Origin of the sequence: Bacteroides sp. M10 (assembly GCF_014334015.1) — a bacterium.
In the GTDB taxonomy this organism is placed as follows: Bacteria; Bacteroidota; Bacteroidia; order Bacteroidales; family Bacteroidaceae; genus Bacteroides; species Bacteroides intestinigallinarum.
The window spans coordinates 5,874,066-5,894,653 of the sequence record NZ_CP060488.1; the positions used below are offsets into that span (position 1 = coordinate 5,874,066).

Annotated in this window: 16 protein-coding genes; 5 read left to right on the plus strand and 11 right to left on the minus strand. The window is 40.9% G+C overall.

Annotated features, from left to right (window positions below; translation table 11 throughout):
- Positions 1-82: 82 nt before the first annotated feature.
- The 4 genes from H8796_RS21880 to H8796_RS21895 form a co-directional block, all read right to left on the minus strand.
- Positions 83-2,440 carry a PAS domain-containing protein gene (locus tag H8796_RS21880; RefSeq protein WP_117937575.1) on the minus strand — a complete coding sequence of 786 codons (2,358 nt, stop codon included), beginning with the start codon at positions 2,438-2,440 and terminating at the stop codon, positions 83-85.
- 88 nt (positions 2,441-2,528) lie between these two features.
- Positions 2,529-3,053 carry a biotin/lipoyl-containing protein gene (locus tag H8796_RS21885; RefSeq protein ID WP_004297139.1) on the minus strand — a complete coding sequence of 175 codons (525 nt, stop codon included), beginning with the start codon at positions 3,051-3,053 and terminating at the stop codon, positions 2,529-2,531.
- Positions 3,054-3,097: 44 nt separating this feature from the next.
- Positions 3,098-4,609, minus strand: coding sequence for an acetyl-CoA carboxylase biotin carboxylase subunit (accC, locus tag H8796_RS21890; RefSeq protein WP_074557985.1), 1,512 nt, complete (start codon positions 4,607-4,609; stop codon positions 3,098-3,100).
- 41 nt (positions 4,610-4,650) lie between these two features.
- Positions 4,651-6,195 (minus strand): acyl-CoA carboxylase subunit beta, encoded by a 1,545-nt coding sequence (locus H8796_RS21895; protein WP_117937577.1) that lies wholly within the window; start codon positions 6,193-6,195, stop codon positions 4,651-4,653.
- 250 nt (positions 6,196-6,445) lie between these two features.
- Between H8796_RS21895 and H8796_RS21900 the strand changes: the two genes are divergently transcribed.
- From H8796_RS21900 to H8796_RS21910, 3 genes are all read left to right on the plus strand, one after another.
- Positions 6,446-7,033: a DUF3575 domain-containing protein gene (locus H8796_RS21900; RefSeq protein ID WP_099147611.1), complete on the plus strand. Its 588-nt coding sequence runs from the start codon at positions 6,446-6,448 to the stop codon at positions 7,031-7,033.
- Positions 7,034-7,057: 24 nt separating this feature from the next.
- The gene (locus H8796_RS21905) at positions 7,058-8,509 is read left to right on the plus strand and encodes a DUF3868 domain-containing protein (protein ID WP_117937600.1); all 1,452 of its coding nucleotides are present in this window, start codon (positions 7,058-7,060) and stop codon (positions 8,507-8,509) included.
- A 92-nt stretch (positions 8,510-8,601) separates the two neighbouring features.
- A complete protein-coding gene (locus H8796_RS21910) occupies positions 8,602-10,101 on the plus strand; it encodes an L-lactate permease (protein WP_099147612.1) in 1,500 nt (499 codons plus the stop codon).
- Positions 10,102-11,091: 990 nt separating this feature from the next.
- On the opposite strand, the gene H8796_RS21915 is transcribed toward H8796_RS21910, so the two are convergent.
- Complete coding sequence (locus H8796_RS21915; RefSeq protein ID WP_187344010.1) at positions 11,092-11,316, minus strand: hypothetical protein; 225 nt, start codon at positions 11,314-11,316, stop codon at positions 11,092-11,094.
- 36 nt (positions 11,317-11,352) lie between these two features.
- Between H8796_RS21915 and H8796_RS21920 the strand changes: the two genes are divergently transcribed.
- Entirely contained in the window at positions 11,353-11,835 is a 483-nt protein-coding gene (locus tag H8796_RS21920) for a hypothetical protein (RefSeq protein WP_117937579.1), read from the plus strand.
- 132 nt (positions 11,836-11,967) lie between these two features.
- Here H8796_RS21920 and H8796_RS25525 read toward each other — a convergent pair whose 3' ends face one another.
- The 4 genes from H8796_RS25525 to H8796_RS21955 form a co-directional block, all read right to left on the minus strand.
- On the minus strand, positions 11,968-13,749 hold the full coding sequence (locus tag H8796_RS25525; RefSeq protein ID WP_233530413.1) for a WG repeat-containing protein: 1,782 nt from the start codon (positions 13,747-13,749) through the stop codon (positions 11,968-11,970).
- A gap of 145 nt (positions 13,750-13,894) precedes the next feature.
- Positions 13,895-15,004, minus strand: coding sequence for an AAA family ATPase (locus H8796_RS21945; protein ID WP_117937581.1), 1,110 nt, complete (start codon positions 15,002-15,004; stop codon positions 13,895-13,897).
- 2 nt (positions 15,005-15,006) lie between these two features.
- Positions 15,007-15,714 carry an RNA ligase family protein gene (locus H8796_RS21950; RefSeq protein ID WP_117937583.1) on the minus strand — a complete coding sequence of 236 codons (708 nt, stop codon included), beginning with the start codon at positions 15,712-15,714 and terminating at the stop codon, positions 15,007-15,009.
- 41 nt (positions 15,715-15,755) lie between these two features.
- Positions 15,756-17,153 (minus strand): RtcB family protein, encoded by a 1,398-nt coding sequence (locus tag H8796_RS21955; protein ID WP_117937585.1) that lies wholly within the window; start codon positions 17,151-17,153, stop codon positions 15,756-15,758.
- Positions 17,154-17,666: 513 nt separating this feature from the next.
- On the opposite strand from H8796_RS21955, the gene trxA reads away from it, so the two are divergent.
- On the plus strand, positions 17,667-18,164 hold the full coding sequence (gene trxA / locus H8796_RS21960) for a thioredoxin (protein ID WP_187343872.1): 498 nt from the start codon (positions 17,667-17,669) through the stop codon (positions 18,162-18,164).
- 82 nt (positions 18,165-18,246) lie between these two features.
- Here trxA and H8796_RS21965 read toward each other — a convergent pair whose 3' ends face one another.
- Together H8796_RS21965 and H8796_RS21970 are read right to left on the minus strand one after the other, a co-directional pair.
- The gene (locus H8796_RS21965) at positions 18,247-19,395 is read right to left on the minus strand and encodes a metallophosphoesterase (RefSeq protein WP_117937587.1); all 1,149 of its coding nucleotides are present in this window, start codon (positions 19,393-19,395) and stop codon (positions 18,247-18,249) included.
- A 20-nt stretch (positions 19,396-19,415) separates the two neighbouring features.
- Positions 19,416-20,582 (minus strand): metallophosphoesterase, encoded by a 1,167-nt coding sequence (locus H8796_RS21970; RefSeq protein WP_117937589.1) that lies wholly within the window; start codon positions 20,580-20,582, stop codon positions 19,416-19,418.
- Positions 20,583-20,588 lie beyond the last annotated feature (6 nt).

Sequence of the window (20,588 nt, forward strand, 5' to 3'; positions counted from 1 at the left end):
CGACAACAATCGTACTCTTTTGTGGATTATGGCTATCATAAGTAACTTTCACCGGATACATATAGCCATAATCCTTTATTTTTTAAACAGTAGTCGAATATTTATCCAAAGCCTTTCTCAATGATCTTTCCGAAATTGGTTTAGTCACATAATCGTTACACCCCATCTCTAAGGCCTGTTCCTTATCAGTCCCGAAAGCATAAGCGGTCAAGGCGATGATAGGAATCTCTTTAGAATAAGAGCGGATAATGTGGGTTGCTTCCAGTCCATCCATACGCGGCATTTTTACATCCATCAGGATTAAATCCGGTTGGTACTGCTTATACATTTCGATAGCTTCCACTCCGTCTTTAGCCCAAAGCAATGTATATTCCCTGCCAATCAGATTCTTCAGCAAGATGAAATTGCTCTCTACATCTTCTGCTACCAGAATCTTCTTAATCTGTTGTACACGATTGACAGTATTTCCTTTAGATTCCACCTTTGTCTCTTTGAAGAATTTACCGAGTTCTCCGGTTTCTTCATAAGGAATTGTGAAGTAGAAGGTAGAGCCTTTACCCAGTTCGGAAGTCACCCCGATTTCTCCACCGATCTTTTCGATAATCATTTGACAGATAGAGAGCCCTAATCCTGTCCCTTGCGCAAAAGAGTTCAGTTTGACAAAACGTTCGAAGATACGATCCACCTTTTCCGGTTCTATTCCTATTCCTGTATCTTTCACATACACACGAATAGCTTTATCCATCCGTTCAAAGCCAAATCGAATTTCCCCCTCATAGGTAAACTTACTCGCATTAGTCAGGAAATTCGTTATCACCTGCATGATGCGGTTCTGATCTCCCTCAATGAGCAAATCCTCCTCTTCATTGTCCAAAACAAGAGTTACCCCTTCTTTCACACGTTCTTTATGAACAGCATAAATTGTCCGGCAAACCTCTCCCAGATTCATTGGACGTTTGATATATTCAAGTGTTCCAGCCTCTATCTTCGATAAATCCAGAATATCATTAATCAATTGCAACAAGATATCCGAATTCTGATTGATAATACCCGAATAGAGCTTTTTCTCTTCAGCAGTTTCGGCAGAAGGCAATAATTGGGAGAATCCTACAATAGCATTCAACGGAGTCCGGATCTCATGGCTCATGTTAGCAAGAAAAGCACTTTTCAATCTATCGGATTGCTCCGCTTTAATTCTTGCCTTGATTAGTTCCTGCTCAATATTCTGAAGATTAGTAATATCCCATGAAATGCCAATCAGCAAAGGTTTACGTCCCTCCATCGGTACGAGTGCTTTCAAAGTCTGCACGATACGCGCTTCTCCATTAGCGGACAGATAAGTTTCCTGCATATCAATACGCTTATGAGTCTGGAGTAATTCCAAATCATCCTTACGGAATTTCTCCGCGTCTCCGTGCACCGGAAATATCTCATAATCCGTATGCCCGATAGCTTTAGATGCCGGAATACCCGAATGATCGGCAAATGCCTTATTCCAATATAAATATCTAAGATCATCTTCCGGATCTTTCACAAACAAATAGACCGGAATATTATTTAAAATGCCATCTAATAACAGATTCAGTTCACGGAGTTCATCGCGTTTCTTGATAACATCGGTAATGTCCTGCGTAAAGAACCAGGTGAGTTCCTGATTATTTTCACGAATCAGGAAAGTAGATACCTGATGTACTCTCTCCTTCGTATGCCCGTAAGGTATATAAGCCGCCCGATAAGCCAGACTTCCTTCATGATCGCGTATCACCTGGAGCTTTTGTTCCCATGCCTCCTTGTCGGTCATAGAGACACGCAAATCATATATTTTTTGTGTACCCAACTCCTGCGTTACACCGTATTCTTCTATAAATTGCTTATTTGCATAAACCAGCGTTCCATCTTCTGCCACAGCAAGAATACTGTCACTCACCTTATCGAGCACACTTTTAAAAACTTCCAATTGTCTTTGGGTAGCCACTTGTTCCGTTATATCACGGCACATAATCAGCACGTATTCCTCATCCAGCGGAAAAATACGGTTCTCGTAATAATGGCGTTCACCATTAAAATCCAGTTCGTGATGCGCAGTTGAAACAGTTCCGGTGGTAATAGCATGACGCATATTGGAGTGAATATTCTGATACGCTTCCGGTGGAACCATATCCTGCATGTGCATCCCTCTAAAATCCTTGTTTGATATTCCTACATGGTTGGTTTCTTCATTGGAAACAACTTCAATGCCGACCTCACTCTGATTGAAGACAGTCAGCATATCGGGAAGAGAGTCTAGTATTCTAACAGCATATTTCTCTTTAAAACTGACAGGACGATCGCTATGCTTCTCATCCCTAAGAACAGAAAGTTCTTTTCTAAGCTGCTCGTTTTCTTTTTTAAGTGCTTCTAACTGTTCTAGTAATGCTTCTTTGCTTTGTTCGATGCTCATGATGTAACGGGGTAAATACGTACTTATCTGCCAAAAGTAAATATTTTTTTGAATAAAAGCATGTATTTACCCCGTTTTTTTCAAAGAATTACTCAATTACCATAATCCTGTCGTTCAATCCCACCTTCATGCCATCTTCCACGAATACTTCTTTCACAACTCCATCCGTCACCGAACGTATCTCATTCTCCATTTTCATCGCCACCAATACACAAAGCGGATCACCCCGCTTCACGAGATCTCCCTTCTTTACATACGTCTTCAGGATAACTCCCGGCATCGGTGCCTGTACCACCTGACGCCCTACGGATTCAGCAGCAGTGCGGGCATTATGTATCTTCTCCATTTCTCCCTGCAATTCAATCTGATAAAGCTCCCCTTTATTCATAATCGTATATGAATTATTGGAAGAAGGAGAAATCTGCACTCCATGCGAGTGATGATCGATGATGATCGAATGGATAGAGTCGCCACCCATGTTATAATCGACCTCATATATCTTACCATTGACTGCAATCTTCTTGATTGGTCCGTCCTCCAGAATCTCCACCTTATATTCACTGTCCGGCATATCCTGGAGCTTGGCATAATATGTAGCTAATGTTGTACCCATAACCAATTCCGTTATTTTTTAATTTTTAATTCTCAATTTTCAATTTAATAATTATTAGCAGTCATCTGCAATTTACCGTAATACTTCCAGAGCGATTCGCCTACTACCGGAAGCGTAGTGGCACGGGAAGCCGCTTCTTTCTCCCTCTCGTAGTGTCTCACTGCGGCAGCAATGACAGCCACTGTCGGATCGGTATTCTGACGACGTTTCAGGTCTTCCTTATCAAAACGCGTATCGATAAATGTCGTATCGTATTCACCTTTCAGGAAAGCCGCATTCTTCAATACACGTTGATGGAAAGGAATCGTCGTTTTGATTCCCAGAATCTTATACTCGCGCAGAGCACGTGCCATATTAGAAATGGCCGAAGCACGGGTACGTCCCCAACAACAAAGCTTTGCAATCATCGGGTCATAATGCAAAGAGACTTCAAATCCCGCATAAGCGGCACTGTCAAGACGCAGGTTACGTCCCTCGGGAGCTTCACGAACAGTAATCACACCGGGAGAAGGCATGAAGTTATTCTCCGGATCTTCGGCGTAAATACGACATTCGATCGCTGCTCCGCTAAACTCAATATCATCCTGTTTATAAGGCAACGGATTTCCGGCAGCAACAGTTATCATATCCCGTACCAGATCAACGCCTGTGCATTCCTCCGTCACAGGATGCTCCACCTGCAAACGGGTATTCATCTCAAGAAAGTAGAAATTCTGGTCTTTATCCATCATAAACTCCAATGTCCCGGCACTGTAATAACCTATTTTCTTACAGGCTTCCACAGCTACCTTCAACATCTTCTTTCTCGTCTCCTCTTTCACAAAAGGAGAAGGACTTTCTTCTATCACCTTTTGGTTACGACGCTGAATGGAACATTCACGTTCATACAGATGAACGACATTCCCATACTTGTCTCCCATGATCTGAACTTCGATATGATGCGGATTCTCAATATATTTTTCAATATAAACCGCATCATTGCCAAAGGACGTCCCTGCTTCAGATTGCGACAAACGGAGAGCTGTTTCCACCTCTTCTTCCGTACGTACCAGACGCATACCTTTTCCTCCACCTCCCGCAAGTGCTTTCAGCATAATGGGATAGCCAACTTCATTAGCGACCTTCTTCACTTCATCAATGCCCTGTACGGGTGTTTCGGTTCCGGGCACAATGGGTAATCCTGCTTCCCGCATAATCTTACGGGCCTCCGTCTTGATTCCCATTTTGGAAATAATATCCGCACTAGGTCCGATAAAAATCACTCCTTCTTCTTCGCAACGGCGGGCAAAATCCGCATTCTCCGACAGGAAACCATATCCCGGATGAATAGCGGCTCCGGTCTTTTTGGCAATGGACAATATCAATTCCGGCTTCAGGTAAGAGGTATCTTCCGGCGAATTGGAAATGCAATAGGCTTCTTCCGCATAACGAACGTGCAAAGCCCCGCGATCTACATGGGTATAAACAGCCACTGTCGAGATATTCATCACCCGACAAGTCCGGAAGATGCGCATCGCTATCTCACCCCGATTGGCTACTAATATTTTCTTTATCATAATCTTTGATTCTTTTTAATAAACACTCACCTATCATCTACCTAAAGCGGAATATTCGAATGTTTCCTGGGAGAATTCGATTGCCGTTTGTTGGCAAGCATCTCGAAACTTCGAATCAACCGCAAACGGGTTACCGCCGGATCGATCACTTCATCCACATATCCCAGTTCCGCCGCCCGGTAAGGATTGGCAAACTTTCCGCGATAATCATCCTGAAGTTCTTTCCGTTTCTCTTCGGGTTTCTCGGCTTTATCTATTTCCTTACGGAAAAGGATATTAACAGCTCCATCCGGTCCCATCACCGCGATTTCAGCAGTAGGGAAAGCAAGATTTACATCTCCACGGATATGCTTGGAACTCATCACATCGTAAGCACCACCGTATGCTTTGCGGGTGATAACCGTCACTTTCGGCACCGTAGCCTCGCAATAAGCATAAAGTAGCTTTGCCCCGTTACGGATAATTCCACCATATTCCTGGTCGACTCCCGGAAGGAATCCCGGCACATCTACCAGTGTCAGTAAAGGAATATTAAAAGCATCACAGAAGCGGACAAAACGGGCGGCTTTGATAGACGCATTGATATCCAGTGTGCCAGCAAGCACCAATGGCTGATTAGCCACCACTCCCACTGTTTTTCCATTCAGGCGGATATATCCCGTCACAATATTCGCAGCATATTCTGCCTGAAGCTCGAAGAAACTATTATCATCAGCCACCGCTTCTATCATCTCTTTTATATTATACGGCTGATTTGGATTGGACGGAATCAAATCTGCCAGTTCCGGAGTCAGGCGAGTCGGCGAATCGCTGGTCGCTACAAACGGAGGCTCTTCCATATTATTCCCCGGCAGATAGGAGATCAATTCACGAATATAATTGATGCACTCAATATCGTTCTCCGCAGAAAGATGGGCTACACCGGACTTTGTCATGTGCACGCCTACTCCACCGAGTTCTTCTTTTGTCACTTCTTCCTGTGTCACGCTTCTCACCACATCCGGTCCTGTAATAAACATATAGCCGGAGTTTTTCACCATCAGAATAAAATCGGTCAATGCAGGAGAATAAACGGCACCACCGGCACAAGGTCCCATGATCGCGCTAATCTGTGGAATCACTCCGGATGCCATAGAATTGCGCAGGAATATCTCGGCATATCCGGCCAAAGAACGTACTCCTTCCTGAATTCGTGCGCCTCCCGAGTCATTCAATCCGATGATAGGCGCTCCCATCTGCATAGCCATGTCCATCACCTTGCAAATCTTCTTTGCATGCGTTTCCGAAAGAGCTCCTCCAAACACGGTGAAATCCTGTGCGAATACATAAACCAGGCGCTTGCCAATCATACCATATCCCGTCACAACGCCGTCTCCGGCAAATTTCTGCTTTTCCATACCGAAATCGGTACACCGATGAGTTACCAACTTATCCAGTTCGATAAACGAACCTTTCTCCAATAATAAATCGATGCGTTCACGGGCGGTCAGCTTGCCCACAGAATGTTGTTTTTCAATGCGAGCGTCTCCGCCGCCTTTTTCTGCTTTCCTGTTCAGTTCTTCCAGGTTGCTAATAAGCTCTTTCATAGGCTGTAATTATTAAAGTTGTATGTGTGTGTAAAAATAAACAGTAATAAATGAAATCATTGTCATATTGATTACACAAAGGTACTTTTATATAATGAACGCATCATGCGTGGAAATTGTTAGCATTTATGCCTTAAAACATCTTTATCCATTTATTTAGGAAGCTTTTTTTTTGCAGGTTGCGACAACAAACTTCCATGCTTTTCTGTTTATCGCTTATCATTTTTAATAAAACCTATACCCTAACAAAATGAGAACAATTAAAATCTTATTAGCAGCCGGTTTCCTGCTCGTGTTCGGTACAAGTATTCATGCACAGGTACAACGGAATGAAACCTATCTACCCAAATTTGCCATCAAGACCAATGCTCTCTATTGGGCCACTTCTACGCCCAACTTAGGAATCGAAGTGGGACTGGCAAAGAAACTGACTCTCGACATATCCGGTAACTACAATCCGTGGAAGTTTGGTGACGACCGTCAAATCAAACATTGGCTCGTTCAGCCGGAATTACGCTATTGGCTCTGCGAACGTTTCAACGGAAGTTTCTTCGGTTTACACGGACATTACGGAGAAATGAATGTCAGCAATCTGAATATATTCGGAATGGGACATGACCGTTACGACGGCAATCTGTACGGAGCCGGTATTTCCTACGGATACCAATGGATCATAAGCAAACGATGGAGTATGGAAGCTACCATCGGAGTGGGATACGCCCGTCTGGAATATGATAAGTATGCCCGTGGTGACGGAGGTGAAAAGCTGGGACATAACACCCGTAATTATTTCGGCCCGACCAAAGTCGGTCTTAGCTTCATTTATGTCATCAAATAATCGAAATTTCTAAAACTTACAATGATGAAAAGAAAACTTATTTATCTATTTATAGCTCTTGCAGCCACTATCCTGCCGGCTCATGCACAAAAATTCCTGAACGATGCGCTCACTCTCTCGAACGTATCTTTATGGCAACAAGGTAACTCTCTTTATGTCGGCATGACTTTCGACATGAAGAATCTGACAATAGGTTCCGCCCGAAGTTTAAGCCTTATTCCCCTGCTAACGGACGGACAGCATAATGCACCCTTGCAAGAAATCATCGTCAATGGTAAAAGACGCGAAAAAGCATATATCCGCGGTCTGGCAATCACTAAGCAAGAACCTACCGCCATTATCGTTCCGTATAATAAAAGGGAAACTTTTAATTATACGCAGGTGATTCCTTACAAACCCTGGATGGCTAATGCCAGTTTGCAACTTGTAGAGAATCTATGCGGATGCGGCAATTATCAGGAAATGAATGCACAGGAACTGATTACCAATGATGTATCTACTGAAGCCAAACGTTTAAGTGCCATGTCTCCTATCATTGCCTATATTCAGCCAACCGTAGAAGTGGTCAAAAACCGTAGCGAACAATATGAAGCTCATCTGGATTTTCCGGTCAACAAATCGGTGATCCTTACCGACTTCATGAACAATCATGCTGAATTGGTGAATATCCATGCCATGTTTGACAAAATACAGAATGACCGGAACCTGACTGTGAAAGGTATCAGTATCGAAGGTTTCGCCTCGCCGGAAGGACCTCTTGCCTTCAATGAACAGCTTTCCAAAAAACGTGCGGAAGCTTTGAAGGATTATCTGGTTAAGAACGAAAAAGTGTCTTCCAAACTATATAAAGTGACTTTCGGCGGAGAAAACTGGGATGGATTGGTAAAAGCACTCCAATCTTCTTCGATGAAGGAGAAGGAAACATTCCTGAACATCATCAAAAATACAACTGACGATGCCAAACGTAAACAGGAAATCATGCGTGTAGGCGGCGGAGCTCCTTACCGTAGTATGCTGAAAGAGATTTATCCGGGATTGCGTAAAGTGAACTGCAAGATTGACTATACCGTTGTCAATTTCGATGTTGAACAAGGCCGTATCATTATCCGGGAAAATCCGAAATATCTTAGTCTGAACGAAATGTATCAGGTGGCCAACAGTTATCCGAAAGGCAGCAAGGATTTTGTTAATGTATTTGATATTGCTGTACGCATGTATCCTACTGACGCCGTAGCTAACCTGAACGCAGGAGCCGTCGCATTATCACAAAAGGATTTGAATGCAGCAGTGAAGTTTATGGAGAAAGCCGATCACAATACCGCCGAATTCATAAACAATACCGGAGTCTACAATTTCCTTAACGGAGACATTAACCGTGCCATGGCCACATTCGAGCAAGCAGCAAAGCTAGGTAACGAAGCTGCCCTTGCCAACTTAAAACAATTACAACAAATTTTAAGTGTGAAGATGAAATAAACAGAAAAATCTATTTATTCAACCGACCAAAGTGGGGCATTCGTTTGTTATATCAATAATAAACGACGTTCCACTTTTTAAATCTGATAATTATGACCTTGATCCTTGCTGTTATTCCGGTGTTACTGTTGATTATACTGATGGCATTTTTTAAAATGTCAGGTGATAAAAGTAGTATCATTTCTCTGATTGTGACGATGCTGATTGCTCTTTTCGGCTTCGCTTTCTCGGTAGACAATCTGTTTTACTCCTTTTTATATGGAGCATTAAAAGCTGTCTCTCCTATCTTAATCATTATTTTGATGGCTATTTTCAGTTATAATGTATTGCTGAAAACTGAAAAGATGGAGATTATTAAACAGCAATTCGCTTCTATTTCTACCGATAAAAGTATTCAGGTGTTATTACTGACTTGGGGATTCGGAGGTCTATTGGAAGCTATGGCCGGCTTCGGAACAGCAGTAGCTATTCCGGCGGCAATTCTTATCAGTCTGGGATTCAAGCCTATCTTTTCGGCAACGGTGAGTCTGATTGCCAATAGTGTAGCTACTGCTTTCGGAGCAATCGGAACTCCGGTATTAGTATTGGCCAAAGAAACGAATTTGGATGTATTACATCTTAGTACGAATGTCGTATTGCAATTATCCGTTTTAATGTTCCTGATTCCGCTGGTTCTACTTTTCCTTACTGACTCCAAACTTAAATCGCTCCCGAAAAATATATTCCTGGCTTTATTGGTAGGCGGAGTCTCTTTAGCCAGTCAATATGTGGCAGCAAAATATATGGGTGCTGAATCTCCGGCCATAATCGGCAGTATTCTTTCTATTATCGTAATCGTTGTTTATGGAAAACTTACTGCATCCAAAGAAGAGAAAGCACGAAAAAGTCATCTGAAAACGAAAGATATATTAAATGCATGGAGCATTTATTTACTGATTCTGTTTCTGATTATCCTGACCAGTCCGCTCTTTCCGGGATTGCGTCATACTTTAGAGAACAATTGGATTACGAGAATCAGTCTGCCTATCAATGCGTCCACCGTCAATTATACTATTTCCTGGCTGACTCACGCCGGAGTATTGCTTTTCATCGGTACTTTTATCGGTGGATTGATTCAGGGGGCTAAAGTAAAAGATCTGTTCATCGTTCTTTGGAATACCGTGAAGCAGTTGAAGAAAACATTCATTACGGTTATCTGCCTCGTGGGGTTATCTACTATTATGGATAGTTCCGGAATGATCGCTGTGATTGCCACAGCACTGGCTACGGCTACCGGAAGTTTGTATCCGTTATTTGCTCCGGTTATCGGTTGTCTGGGAACATTTATCACCGGAAGCGATACATCTTCCAACATCCTTTTCGGAAAGTTGCAAGCAAGTGTGGCAGGACAGATTCATGTTAGTCCGGATTGGCTGTCTGCGGCAAATACAGTAGGTGCCACAGGTGGTAAGATTATCTCCCCGCAAAGTATTGCTATTGCTACTTCTGCCGGAAACCAACAGGGAAAAGAAGGTGAAATACTGAAAGCGGCTATTCCGTATGCATTAGTATATGTAGCGATTACCGGAATTATTGTTTATATTTTCAGTTAATTCCCCCAAAATAGAAGAAGATAATAGTACCGTTAACAAAGTGCGATAATGCTTGACAATATTTCCGCTTAGCCATTAGATGGCAAAGCATTCAGCTCATTTTCGTACTGATTTGAACACCAATAAAAACTATAACTCTCTGCCACATTTTTGTCATTTATTCAAGTATTATACGGGGGAAAACAAAAATGTGGCAGTGCTTATAATCAATGACTTGGTTCTAAAAAAGCGTAGAAATAAGAGAAGTTTACAGAAAACGTATATAGAGTTTCTGCTTTTTGGAGAAGATAAAATGCACTTTCTTTTTAATCATTTGAATTTTAGTGTATTGGATGTATCGTTTTATTCTTTTCATCACACTTCGGCCTCAACGCATCTATTTCTTTGTTGTCGGTAAAGATATCTTTTAGATAATCACTGTTTGCTTGCAGTTGAGTAATTTACCGAATGGACAAGTGCTACGTAGCTGTTACACAAGTGCAGATGAGTAGTTACTCAAGTGCAACAGATTAACTTATGCGGATGAATTAGCTAAAAGATAAGGAGAAATTAGTAATAGATGCAATAGAACTTATTATATCTTCTGCATAATATAACTAAAACATCTAGTCGTTCATGATAAGTTGTAAAGGTGGAAAAGTATTAATACTCTATCGCTAGGATATTAATACATGAATTGTCGGGTATATATACCCAACACAATGGACATATATATCCAACACGCTGCGCATATATCCCCTATATATTGGATATATATATCCAATAATCTATATGAAAGCCCCTACATGATGAAAGAGGTGAAGGATGCTCTCTTCTATATTTCATGCTTTGTATCACTGTAGGCCATTGATTCATAGCTATTCAGCTAAAGGTGAAACCTATGAACCTTCTAAATGCTTCTTAATAGTTATATATTCGTTTTCAGAAGTTTAGTGTTGAGTTTATTGCTATAAGTTCTAAATTATACAGATTTTCTTTCTTCTTTTTGATTTATATTCTATCTTTGCAATGCTCTTTATCAAAATCCACAGCAGGGGAACCTGCTGTATCAATGTGGCAGGCTTTTTTATGCTTGTCCCATTCTTCTATATGGCGGTTTCGTACCCCCATGTAGGATGTTAATGCACCTACTGCCTGTTGTGGATGGTGAAGAGCAATGGGACAGGCGGAACCGCTTCTTTTATTTCCTTGAACTACCTTTCTGTTGCGCCCCATTGAACTTAATTTATTCACCATTTAATTAAAATTCTTATGGAAAAGGTTTTAAACAATCAGCAAGTTCGCCCGGGGAGCGCGACACAATTCATGCATGCTATTTTCTCATCAGACGATGAAATGTTGACTTTTTATCTCACGCTCAATCGTTTTATAAATCCAAGTAGTTATCTGGTGGAACGCTCGGATGGAAGACGCCTAGAAGATCTGGCTAACGTACTTCGTAATAATATGGCAGCTTTCGAGGCTGTCCACAATTATAAGAATATTAGTGTGAAAGATGTAGTCAGGGGATTTGGCATGCACATGATGAATACGCAAGTATCCAATGCCAAGCGTCTGCAAAGTGCAGATATAGTGGGTTCCTTCATAGATTGTATTGTGAATACTACGAAAAACACCTGGCAGTTTAAGCAGATGTACTTGGTTAACTATATACATCTTGAGAATGTAAAATATTTGCAGAAACGACTTAATACAGAATCTGATGAAGAAAATAGCAGTAAAGCACTGATATAAACCGATTCTTCTTGGTAGAAAATGTACCAAAAGTTCCTGAAATAAGCAATCACCTTTACTACAGCATTAGCGTAGTGAGGGTGATTTCAACTTATTCTCTCTCACATCTTTCCTTGAAACTATTAAATATAACTACAAATAATTCTTAAATATCTTATCTATTATACTTTTCTGAAGCATCACTTCCATAGTATGTGTTTCTCTATCATATTTATAATATTTCTTATCTTTACGCACATAAATATATCTAACATACTCATAACCTGTAGCACACCATTCCTCAATATCAAATCTGATATCATTATATTCGAAAGGAAGCACTAATCTATTATTTATATCAACAGCTCCATATTTACTATCCTTAGTTACTATTACAACATCTTTAGTTACATAATCCAAACTATCATATTCTGTAGGAAGTAATACTTTACCAGTATAATCAATAACTCCCACTTTTTTATCTTTCACAACATAATGCGCAGAAGGCCCATATTCCCACCATGAAGAAATCGAATCATACTCGCAAGGAATTATCTGCTCACCATCTTTCATCACCACTCCCACCTTATCCTGCATCTTCACTACAAAGCTTTTCCGGCCAATGACAGGATGTATCCTTTCATATTTATCAGGAAGTAAAACATTACCTTTCGCATCCATTATATAGGCCTTGGTGTCACCTGTCAATATATATAAATCATCGAATTGACAATAATAAATATCGTCATTTACAAAGTCAACAACAATTTCATTCTGCCAGTTTATCAATCCATAAGACAAGCCATGAGCAGCAATCAGAAATGGGTCTAATGGTTTGATTTCCGAATATTCAAAAGGAATCACTATATTTAATTGGCCGTCCATACAGCCATATTCATTTTCCAGATTTTGAGCTATATAGACATTTTGAAACGTTCCGTCTTCCAATACTCTTCGATTTGATTCATAAAACGTCAAAAAGCAAGGTTCTGTTTTCTCTTTTGTCTTTGCAGACATAACAGCAATATGACCTTTTTTCTTTAAACTAAAAAGTTCATAATCACTTCCGTAATCAGAAACATAGTCTATTTTATCATACTCCAAAGGAAGTATGAAATGTCCCAAACTATCAATTATTCCCCACTTTCCCTGCTTTTCTACAATTCCCATTTGATATTCCTTAAAAGGAAGAGCTGAATCAAATGTACCCAAAGGAACCACTTCCTGTAATTTTTCATTCAGATATGCAAATTTCCCATCTTTCACAACCAATCCTAAGCCATTAAAACAAACCAAGTCATCACCCTTGGAAGCCATAATAACTTTATCATAACAAAAATTCGTCCTTTGTTTACCTGATTTATCATAAAAAGCCCATTTATCATTCTTGTTGACAAGTACCCAGTTATCATTCCAATTTTTAATCTCTGAATAATTTGGTGAAATCAGCCATTCATTCTTTGCATTGAGACAACCATATTTTCCTTGATATTTTACACATGCCATTCCCTTTCTAAAGTAGTGAGCATCATCATAAATAAAAGGAATGACAGTTGTACCTTCCTTGTCAATATATCCATATTTACCGTCTTTAGCTGCACAAGCTAAGCCATTTTTCGCAAATCCGCCTAATTTATCATAAATAAAAGGGATGGCTATTTCACCATTCATATTAAAACATCCTTTTTTACGATTCGGTTTTTCAGCCAAGACCAAATTCAAGTCACTATCGCCTGAAATTTCCAGTAATTTTCCAAAGCCAAAAATAGTATCTCCTTGATTATTCAGCCAAGTATAACCACGTTCACCACACAAAATAACTCCCCATTCTCCTTCCTGAATATATATGATATCGTTCTCTTCTTGTGCATATCCTATAGAAGATACTAATAAAGAGAATAAAAGTAAAATATAAGTTTTAACTATATGTTTCATGATATCAGAATTACAACCATCATATTATTCTCAAATATAATGGATTTAATTCTGATACACAATAATTCTTCTAGCAAATAATAATTCTATTTCTCATCATCAAATGAGTGGCTCTAGAATCACCTTTATCAACTTTTCATGTTACTTATACCACATGATATACGACTTCATGCGCTTCCGCCAGTTGAGGAACCTCCAGTTTATCTAACATTTTATCTAAAACAGATTCAGGAAGTGCATATTCCCTGCTTTTATTTTGTTGACGCCAAATGTGGTATGGTTGTTCCAGATAGACTATCTTTACTTTTGCACCATAATCAACAAACAAATCAATCAATTGAGTACGCATCTGACGAGTTATGTTAGTAGCATTCCAAACAAAGTCCTGACCTTTGCGGAGATACGTTCTAGCTTCCTCTTTCGCTGTTTGCACTACCCCTCCATTCGCAGACTTATCCGTAGGACTCAATTTGTGTTTTCGACGAATGACGTCCAAACTCACCACCGGAACATCTATGCCAGCAGATTGAATATAATAATCCTTCCCCATTCCCGGAAGTCCTGACAACATCGTCACTTCACATTTGAACTGTTCGTGAGGGACATAATCGATATAACTGTCTTCAGTATGGAAGTAATGAAAACGTGCATAATCAGTGGCAAATTCTCTTGGTTTCTTCCAACAATCCTGTTCACGGCAGAAAATCTCAAACAGTTCCAGTGCTTCCAGCAGTTCATTCTTATCTTCACAAATGCGTCCTCTGATATCAGCATCGGCCAACATCTTTAGCAATGAAGTATCTACCCGTAAAGAAGCTTCACAGAGTTTCTTCACAGAGTCAGGCTTCTCCATCAGCCAAACAGGTAATCCATGGTACCGGACTAAAGATGCAATCTGTTCCCGGATATGGAATGGAGCAGGACAATCCCGGTATAAAATAGTGCGGACAGTGTACTCTCCTTTTCTGGCATGTCTTTTAGCAGATACCCGCCCCTCTCCTTCATCCACGGAAGTTGAACGTTTTTCAACATCATGCAACAAGGCAGATGTCCAAATAAGTTCTTTCTCCAAAGTAGAAAGAGAATGATAAGCGGAAGACTGCTGCAATGCCTCCAACACCATACGGGTATGTTCGGCTACACTGCCCTCGGCATGATAACGAATATCCTGCTGAACTGTATTCATTTCGCGCACCCACTCGAACTGTTGTTCGAGTGAGCACCACGCTTTATCTTCTATCAATTTCCAATTCATCTTTATTCCTCCTTTTCATTATTAAATTCCCAAACAAGCGGGGCACGCTTCCAGTTACGTGTCCAATGCTCGTCTGTTTTAACATGTCCTTTCCGCACATACTTAAATACATTATGTGCAAATTCGCTTACCGGATATTCTCCGACATTGCGGCTGACTACTCCCTCACGGGTACAAACCTCTTTCGTCCACGGATCACAAGAGCCGAAGATAGCCGGTTCTTGTGACATACGGATGATTTCCTGTTTTAATAGTTCCGGTGTCAAACCGGAAACAGGCTCTATCTTCAACTCCGGAACAGTAGGAAAGTCGAATAAAGCTGCATAAAACTTTACTTCTTCCCACGACAACCACTGATCCATACAGCGGACTGCAAAAACATAAAAATGCGTTTCTAATCGCTGATATTCTATGGAATGTACGGCATATAGATTCTCTCCAAAGATTTCTATATCACCCAAATCATTCTTTATCAATTCCCAACGTTCACGCAGTTGCCTCGTCCAAGGTGAAGTAGTAGGAGCAGCATGCGAACGGGCAAAAACACCCCACTGACTTAAACAATTATTCTCTCCATCCAGCTTCTCGGTATGCACCAATGTCCGAATCCGTTGGATGTCCTCCCAATACGTATGGTTAATCCGGTCGTCACTAGTCGTTCCGGGAGAGAACGGATAGTGATAAGTGCGACCATATTTCTCTGATATCATTTTCTTCTTTTTTCAATTAAATACTAATTTCTTTCATCGCATCACTCCTTATTCATTCGAACGATGCGAGGCATAAATTTACCCTGCACTTCCACCAGCGTTTCCTGTGTATACATCACTCTGTCAATATCCTTATATGCCAGTGGCATTTCTTCCACGCTCCCACCAATCAAAGTCACTCCCGCCTGCGACAGTAGTTTCTTCAAAGCCGATTGCGTAAAACTATCTTTTGCCTTCTGGCGGGACATCGCCCTGCCGGCTCCATGAGAAGCCGAATTTAAAGCAGCTTCCATCCCTTTACCACAAACCAGATAACCTGCAGTAGCCATGCTACCGGGAATTAATCCCGCTTGTCCTTTCTGTGCCGGAGTAGCCCCTTTGCGATGCACGATTGCCATACGCCCCGGTGCTATTTCCTCTCTCCAAGCGAAGTTATGATGGTTGTTGACATTAGCGAGCGGCTTCAACCCTAATGCTCTCGCCAAATTCAAATGAATCCGCTCATGACAGGCACGGGCATAATCGCCTGCCAGATTCATACTCATCCAATACTCCTGCCCCGCTTCAGTGTTTAAATCCAGCCAGGCAAAATGCTGTGCTTCACAGGGAAGCCTGCACACTTCACGTGCCAACAGGCTGTAATGTTTGGCAATGGCAGCTCCCAATCCTCGTGAACCGGAATGCGACAACAATGCCAGATAATTTCCTTCCGGAAGATTCAACACGTTATTTTCTTGCAGAGCGATCTCGCCGAACTCCACAAAATGGTTGCCACCACCGGAACTCCCCAGTTGACGTACTGCCTTTCCATGCAAATCTCTCAACAAAGGCGTCAAACGGAATTCTTCCCTATCCAACACCTCATGTTCCTGCTCAAAACCCAATCCTCCATCCATACCGAAATGGGTGAAATCTTTCAAGGCTTCTTTCATCTGATAGGTATATCGTTTCAGGAAGTCGGCGCTGGCATCAAATACCGTCAGGCTCATCCGACAACCGATATCAACGCCTACGGCATACGGAATCACGACATTATCCGTAGCAAGCACTCCACCGATAGGTAACCCGTATCCGGCATGAGAGTCAGGCATCAGTGCTCCGGCCACCGTTACAGGTAAGCGCATAGCCAGGTTCATCTGTTGTTTGGCAAGCGTTTCGATAAATTTACCTCCATAGGTTTTATACATCAACGGCTCATCCAATAAATCATAAGCTATAAACTCTTTCGCTATGATAGTAGGCGAAAGGCGTTCGGCCAGCTTATTCCAAATTTCATTATTTTTGTAAGATTCGGGATGCTCGAGTATATCGCTCAATGTCATTTCAATCTGTTCTTTAGTGTTGTATTTGCAATGTTTGCTCACAATGTCCACTACCAGACTACGGGCAACATTATCCCGGTATCCCAGTTTGCTTAAATCTTTTAATCGTATTCCCATACTCTTTTTTCGTTCGCATACAGCATTCCCTGTCGGCCTCACCGGCAGACAACAATGCAATACACGTGATACCAATGCTTTGGATATGGATATGAAATACCCCACCACCGCATTGAAGTGATTAATTTAAAATATAAATAGTGATTGCAGGACTAATCAACCATTGCCGCTTGTTAGTAGAATTGCGGTCAATATAAGAACCATAGGTTCAATGTAAAAACAATAAGTTGCAAAGCCTCATCCTCCCGGCGAGACAACTTAGTCCTAATTTGAAAATATTATAACTCCAACATAATTAATACCCTTTCCATCTGTTTTAAAGGGTGAATACTCATTTTATCGCAGCAAAAGTAGTGCTTATTTTTATTTCCTCCAAAGAATAATAGACAAATTTTAGCGTTCAGTAACTATCCGAGGGAAGTTTTGCCAAGAGTTTCTGTCAAATTGCTATTTTTTACTTCCTTTATATCCCCTATCTTTGCAATAGATAAAAACAAAAAGAAAGAATAGTATATGAAACTAATGAAAGGTTTATTGAGTGCTTTTGCCGTTGTATTGGCAACCACAGCTTGTGCAGGCAACAGCGGAGAAAATAAAAAGAGTAATGAATCAACAAAGGAGGACAATAAAATGGAAGTAGTAGCATTAAATAAAGTAGATTTTTTAAAGAAAGTATATAATTATGAAGCCAATCCGAACGATTGGAAATTTGAGGGCAGCCGTCCTGCTATCGTAGATTTCTATGCTACCTGGTGCGGTCCATGTAAAGTGATGCACCCCATTCTGGAAGAACTTAGCAAAGAATATAGCGGTAAAGTAGATATCTACCAGATTGATGTGGACAAAGAACAAGATCTGGCAGCGGCATTCGGTATCCGCAGCATCCCTACCCTATTGATGATTCCGATGAAAGAGGAACCTAGAATCATGCAAGGAGCTATGCCCAAAGACCAGCTTAAAAAAGCAATTGATGAATTTCTTCTGAAACAAAATAACGAAGTAAAGCAATAGACTTCGACTTTTTTCTCGTCATGGTGACTGCCCCCTATTCGTCTTTTGAAGATGAATAGGGGGCTAGTTCTAATTAAACTCATTATAGTTTTCTCTGAACACCGTCGTCACCAACGACGTAATAAACTCCATTGTCTATCAATACAGCCCGTCCACGCTTTTTCTTCCGATTCTCCTTATTGTCAACATTGACAGCGATGACTTTACCATTATAAAAGGTTGAAATATCCTTGAAGATAGTGTGCCCCACAAGGATATGTTTTACCATATAACGATCCAACATCATTTGTAAAGAGTCCTGTACCAACGGTTTATACTTGGGATCTTCTCTCACCAGGCCGCGATACCAGATCGGACCGTCATTGCCATACAGAAAATCAGTCAATGGAGAAAGTGCCTTACGCTCTTTTTTGCTCATGAAAAGTGCCCGGCTCATTTCCTCGTTCACAGTGGGGATATTCAAGTCCTTATCATAGAATAATTTTCCTAATCCGGCATGTACATATAAATCGGTTCCAATAATTTGCATTGTATTACGTGTTGCAAGCCAACGCCCCAATTCGGTATTTGTACCGAATAATGAAGGATATTCCACTCCCAGTTTTTCTGCCAGCAATTTATATTTATCTTTTGTATAGCGAAGATCGTTAGACAACACCAAAGCCTCATGGTTTCCCAAAAGGAAAGAGACATGGCCTCCCGCTTTAGCCGCTTCATCTTCTAATTTATAGAACAGCCAAAAGATCTGCAGTACATCCTTGCCACGGTCGAAAATATCTCCGATAATCACCAAATGATTGCTACCGAAATTCCATTGGTATTTATCATTAATTACTCCGTTTCCTTGCAACAGACTAATCACGCAATCCAGCCGCCCATGAGGATCGGACATCACAAAAACTTTTTCCGGACGGGTATATTGCCACTCCGGTCTTTTCAATGGATGGAGTTTTACATCAAATGGATACCGTCCCTCATGATCCGTCACACGGAAACTGAAATCTTTAGGTAATGTCGCATAAGTCTTGTCTGTAATCCGTCCTTTCTTATTGACATTAATAACCCGTGTACTACCGTCTGCCTGATAGAGTATATAGGGTCCGTCACCAGACAATTTCTCTTTTTTCTCTTTCTTCTTATCTCCTGAATGATAAGTTCCGGCCTGAATGCCGGAACTTATTAAAACGAGAACAAGAGTAGAAAGAAATAATCTCAAAAAACGAGTGCTCATATTCTTTTCTTTCTTGAAGTTTATTTTTTAATCGTTACTAGTTCTCCTTCGTCATTGATGGCTTTAATATCATCTCCTTCAATAACCACGGCACGAGTCTCTTTTTCAAAAGCCTTGGGATGATTAACACAAATATCATATACCTTTTTATTATAGGTATACTTCACACGACTATTTTCCGTATGGCCGATAATAATACGTTTGACATCATATTTAGCCAGAAGTTTATCTACATCCGCTTCCTTTATCGGACTGTACTCACTGCCAGTCTTAACCATTCCACGATACCACAACGGACCGTTATAACTATCACTATAAAGGAAATCGGCAATCTCCGGATATTGTTTTTTCCGTTCCTCTTTTGAAAGGTAAATGCTCTTGCTCACCAGTTCATTGATTTCGGGAATCGTCTCTTCGCGTTCCATAAACGCCTTACTCAATCCTGCATGAACATAAAGGTTTTCACCTACAATCTGAATGGTGTTTTTAGAACGCAGCCAGTTACCCATCACATTCGTCAGTCCCCACATTTTTCCATAGGTCATGTTCATCGCTCTTTGCGAAAGAGTGTTGTACTTGGCATACGTATATTTCAGATTATCACGCATTATCATTTCTTCGTGATCCCCCAAGATAGTTGTCACTCTGCCACCAACAGCTTTCGCCTCAAATTCCAATTTGTATATGAGCCATAAAATAGGAAGTACGTCTGCTCCACGATCGAAAATATCACCATCAATCACCAAATGGTTACTGCCATATATCCATTCATATTTATCATTAATCACTTCCCCTGTTTTCAGAATAGCGGCAAACAAGTCGAAACGCCCGTGAAGGTCGGATACGGCAAATGTTTTAGCATACTCGGTACGGTCTTCCCATGCCGGACGTTCGAAATTCTCAATCTTATTAATGGGTACCTGAAAAAGGAGTTGATTATCATCCGAATACACATCCAGTTTCAATCCGGCCGGTAATCCGGATTCTTCACGAATGTTCAATGCATTATCTTTAGTCACTTCCAGGATTTTAAGTTTACCGTTTTCATAGAAAAGGTAAGGGCCATCATTACGGAAATGAGTGATTTCAGCTATATCCGGTCCCACGGGAGTCAGATCTTCCCCGCACGAATAAAAGGCCGTGATGAACAAACCCAAAAGGAAATAGATGCTATATATCTTTTTCATAATTTC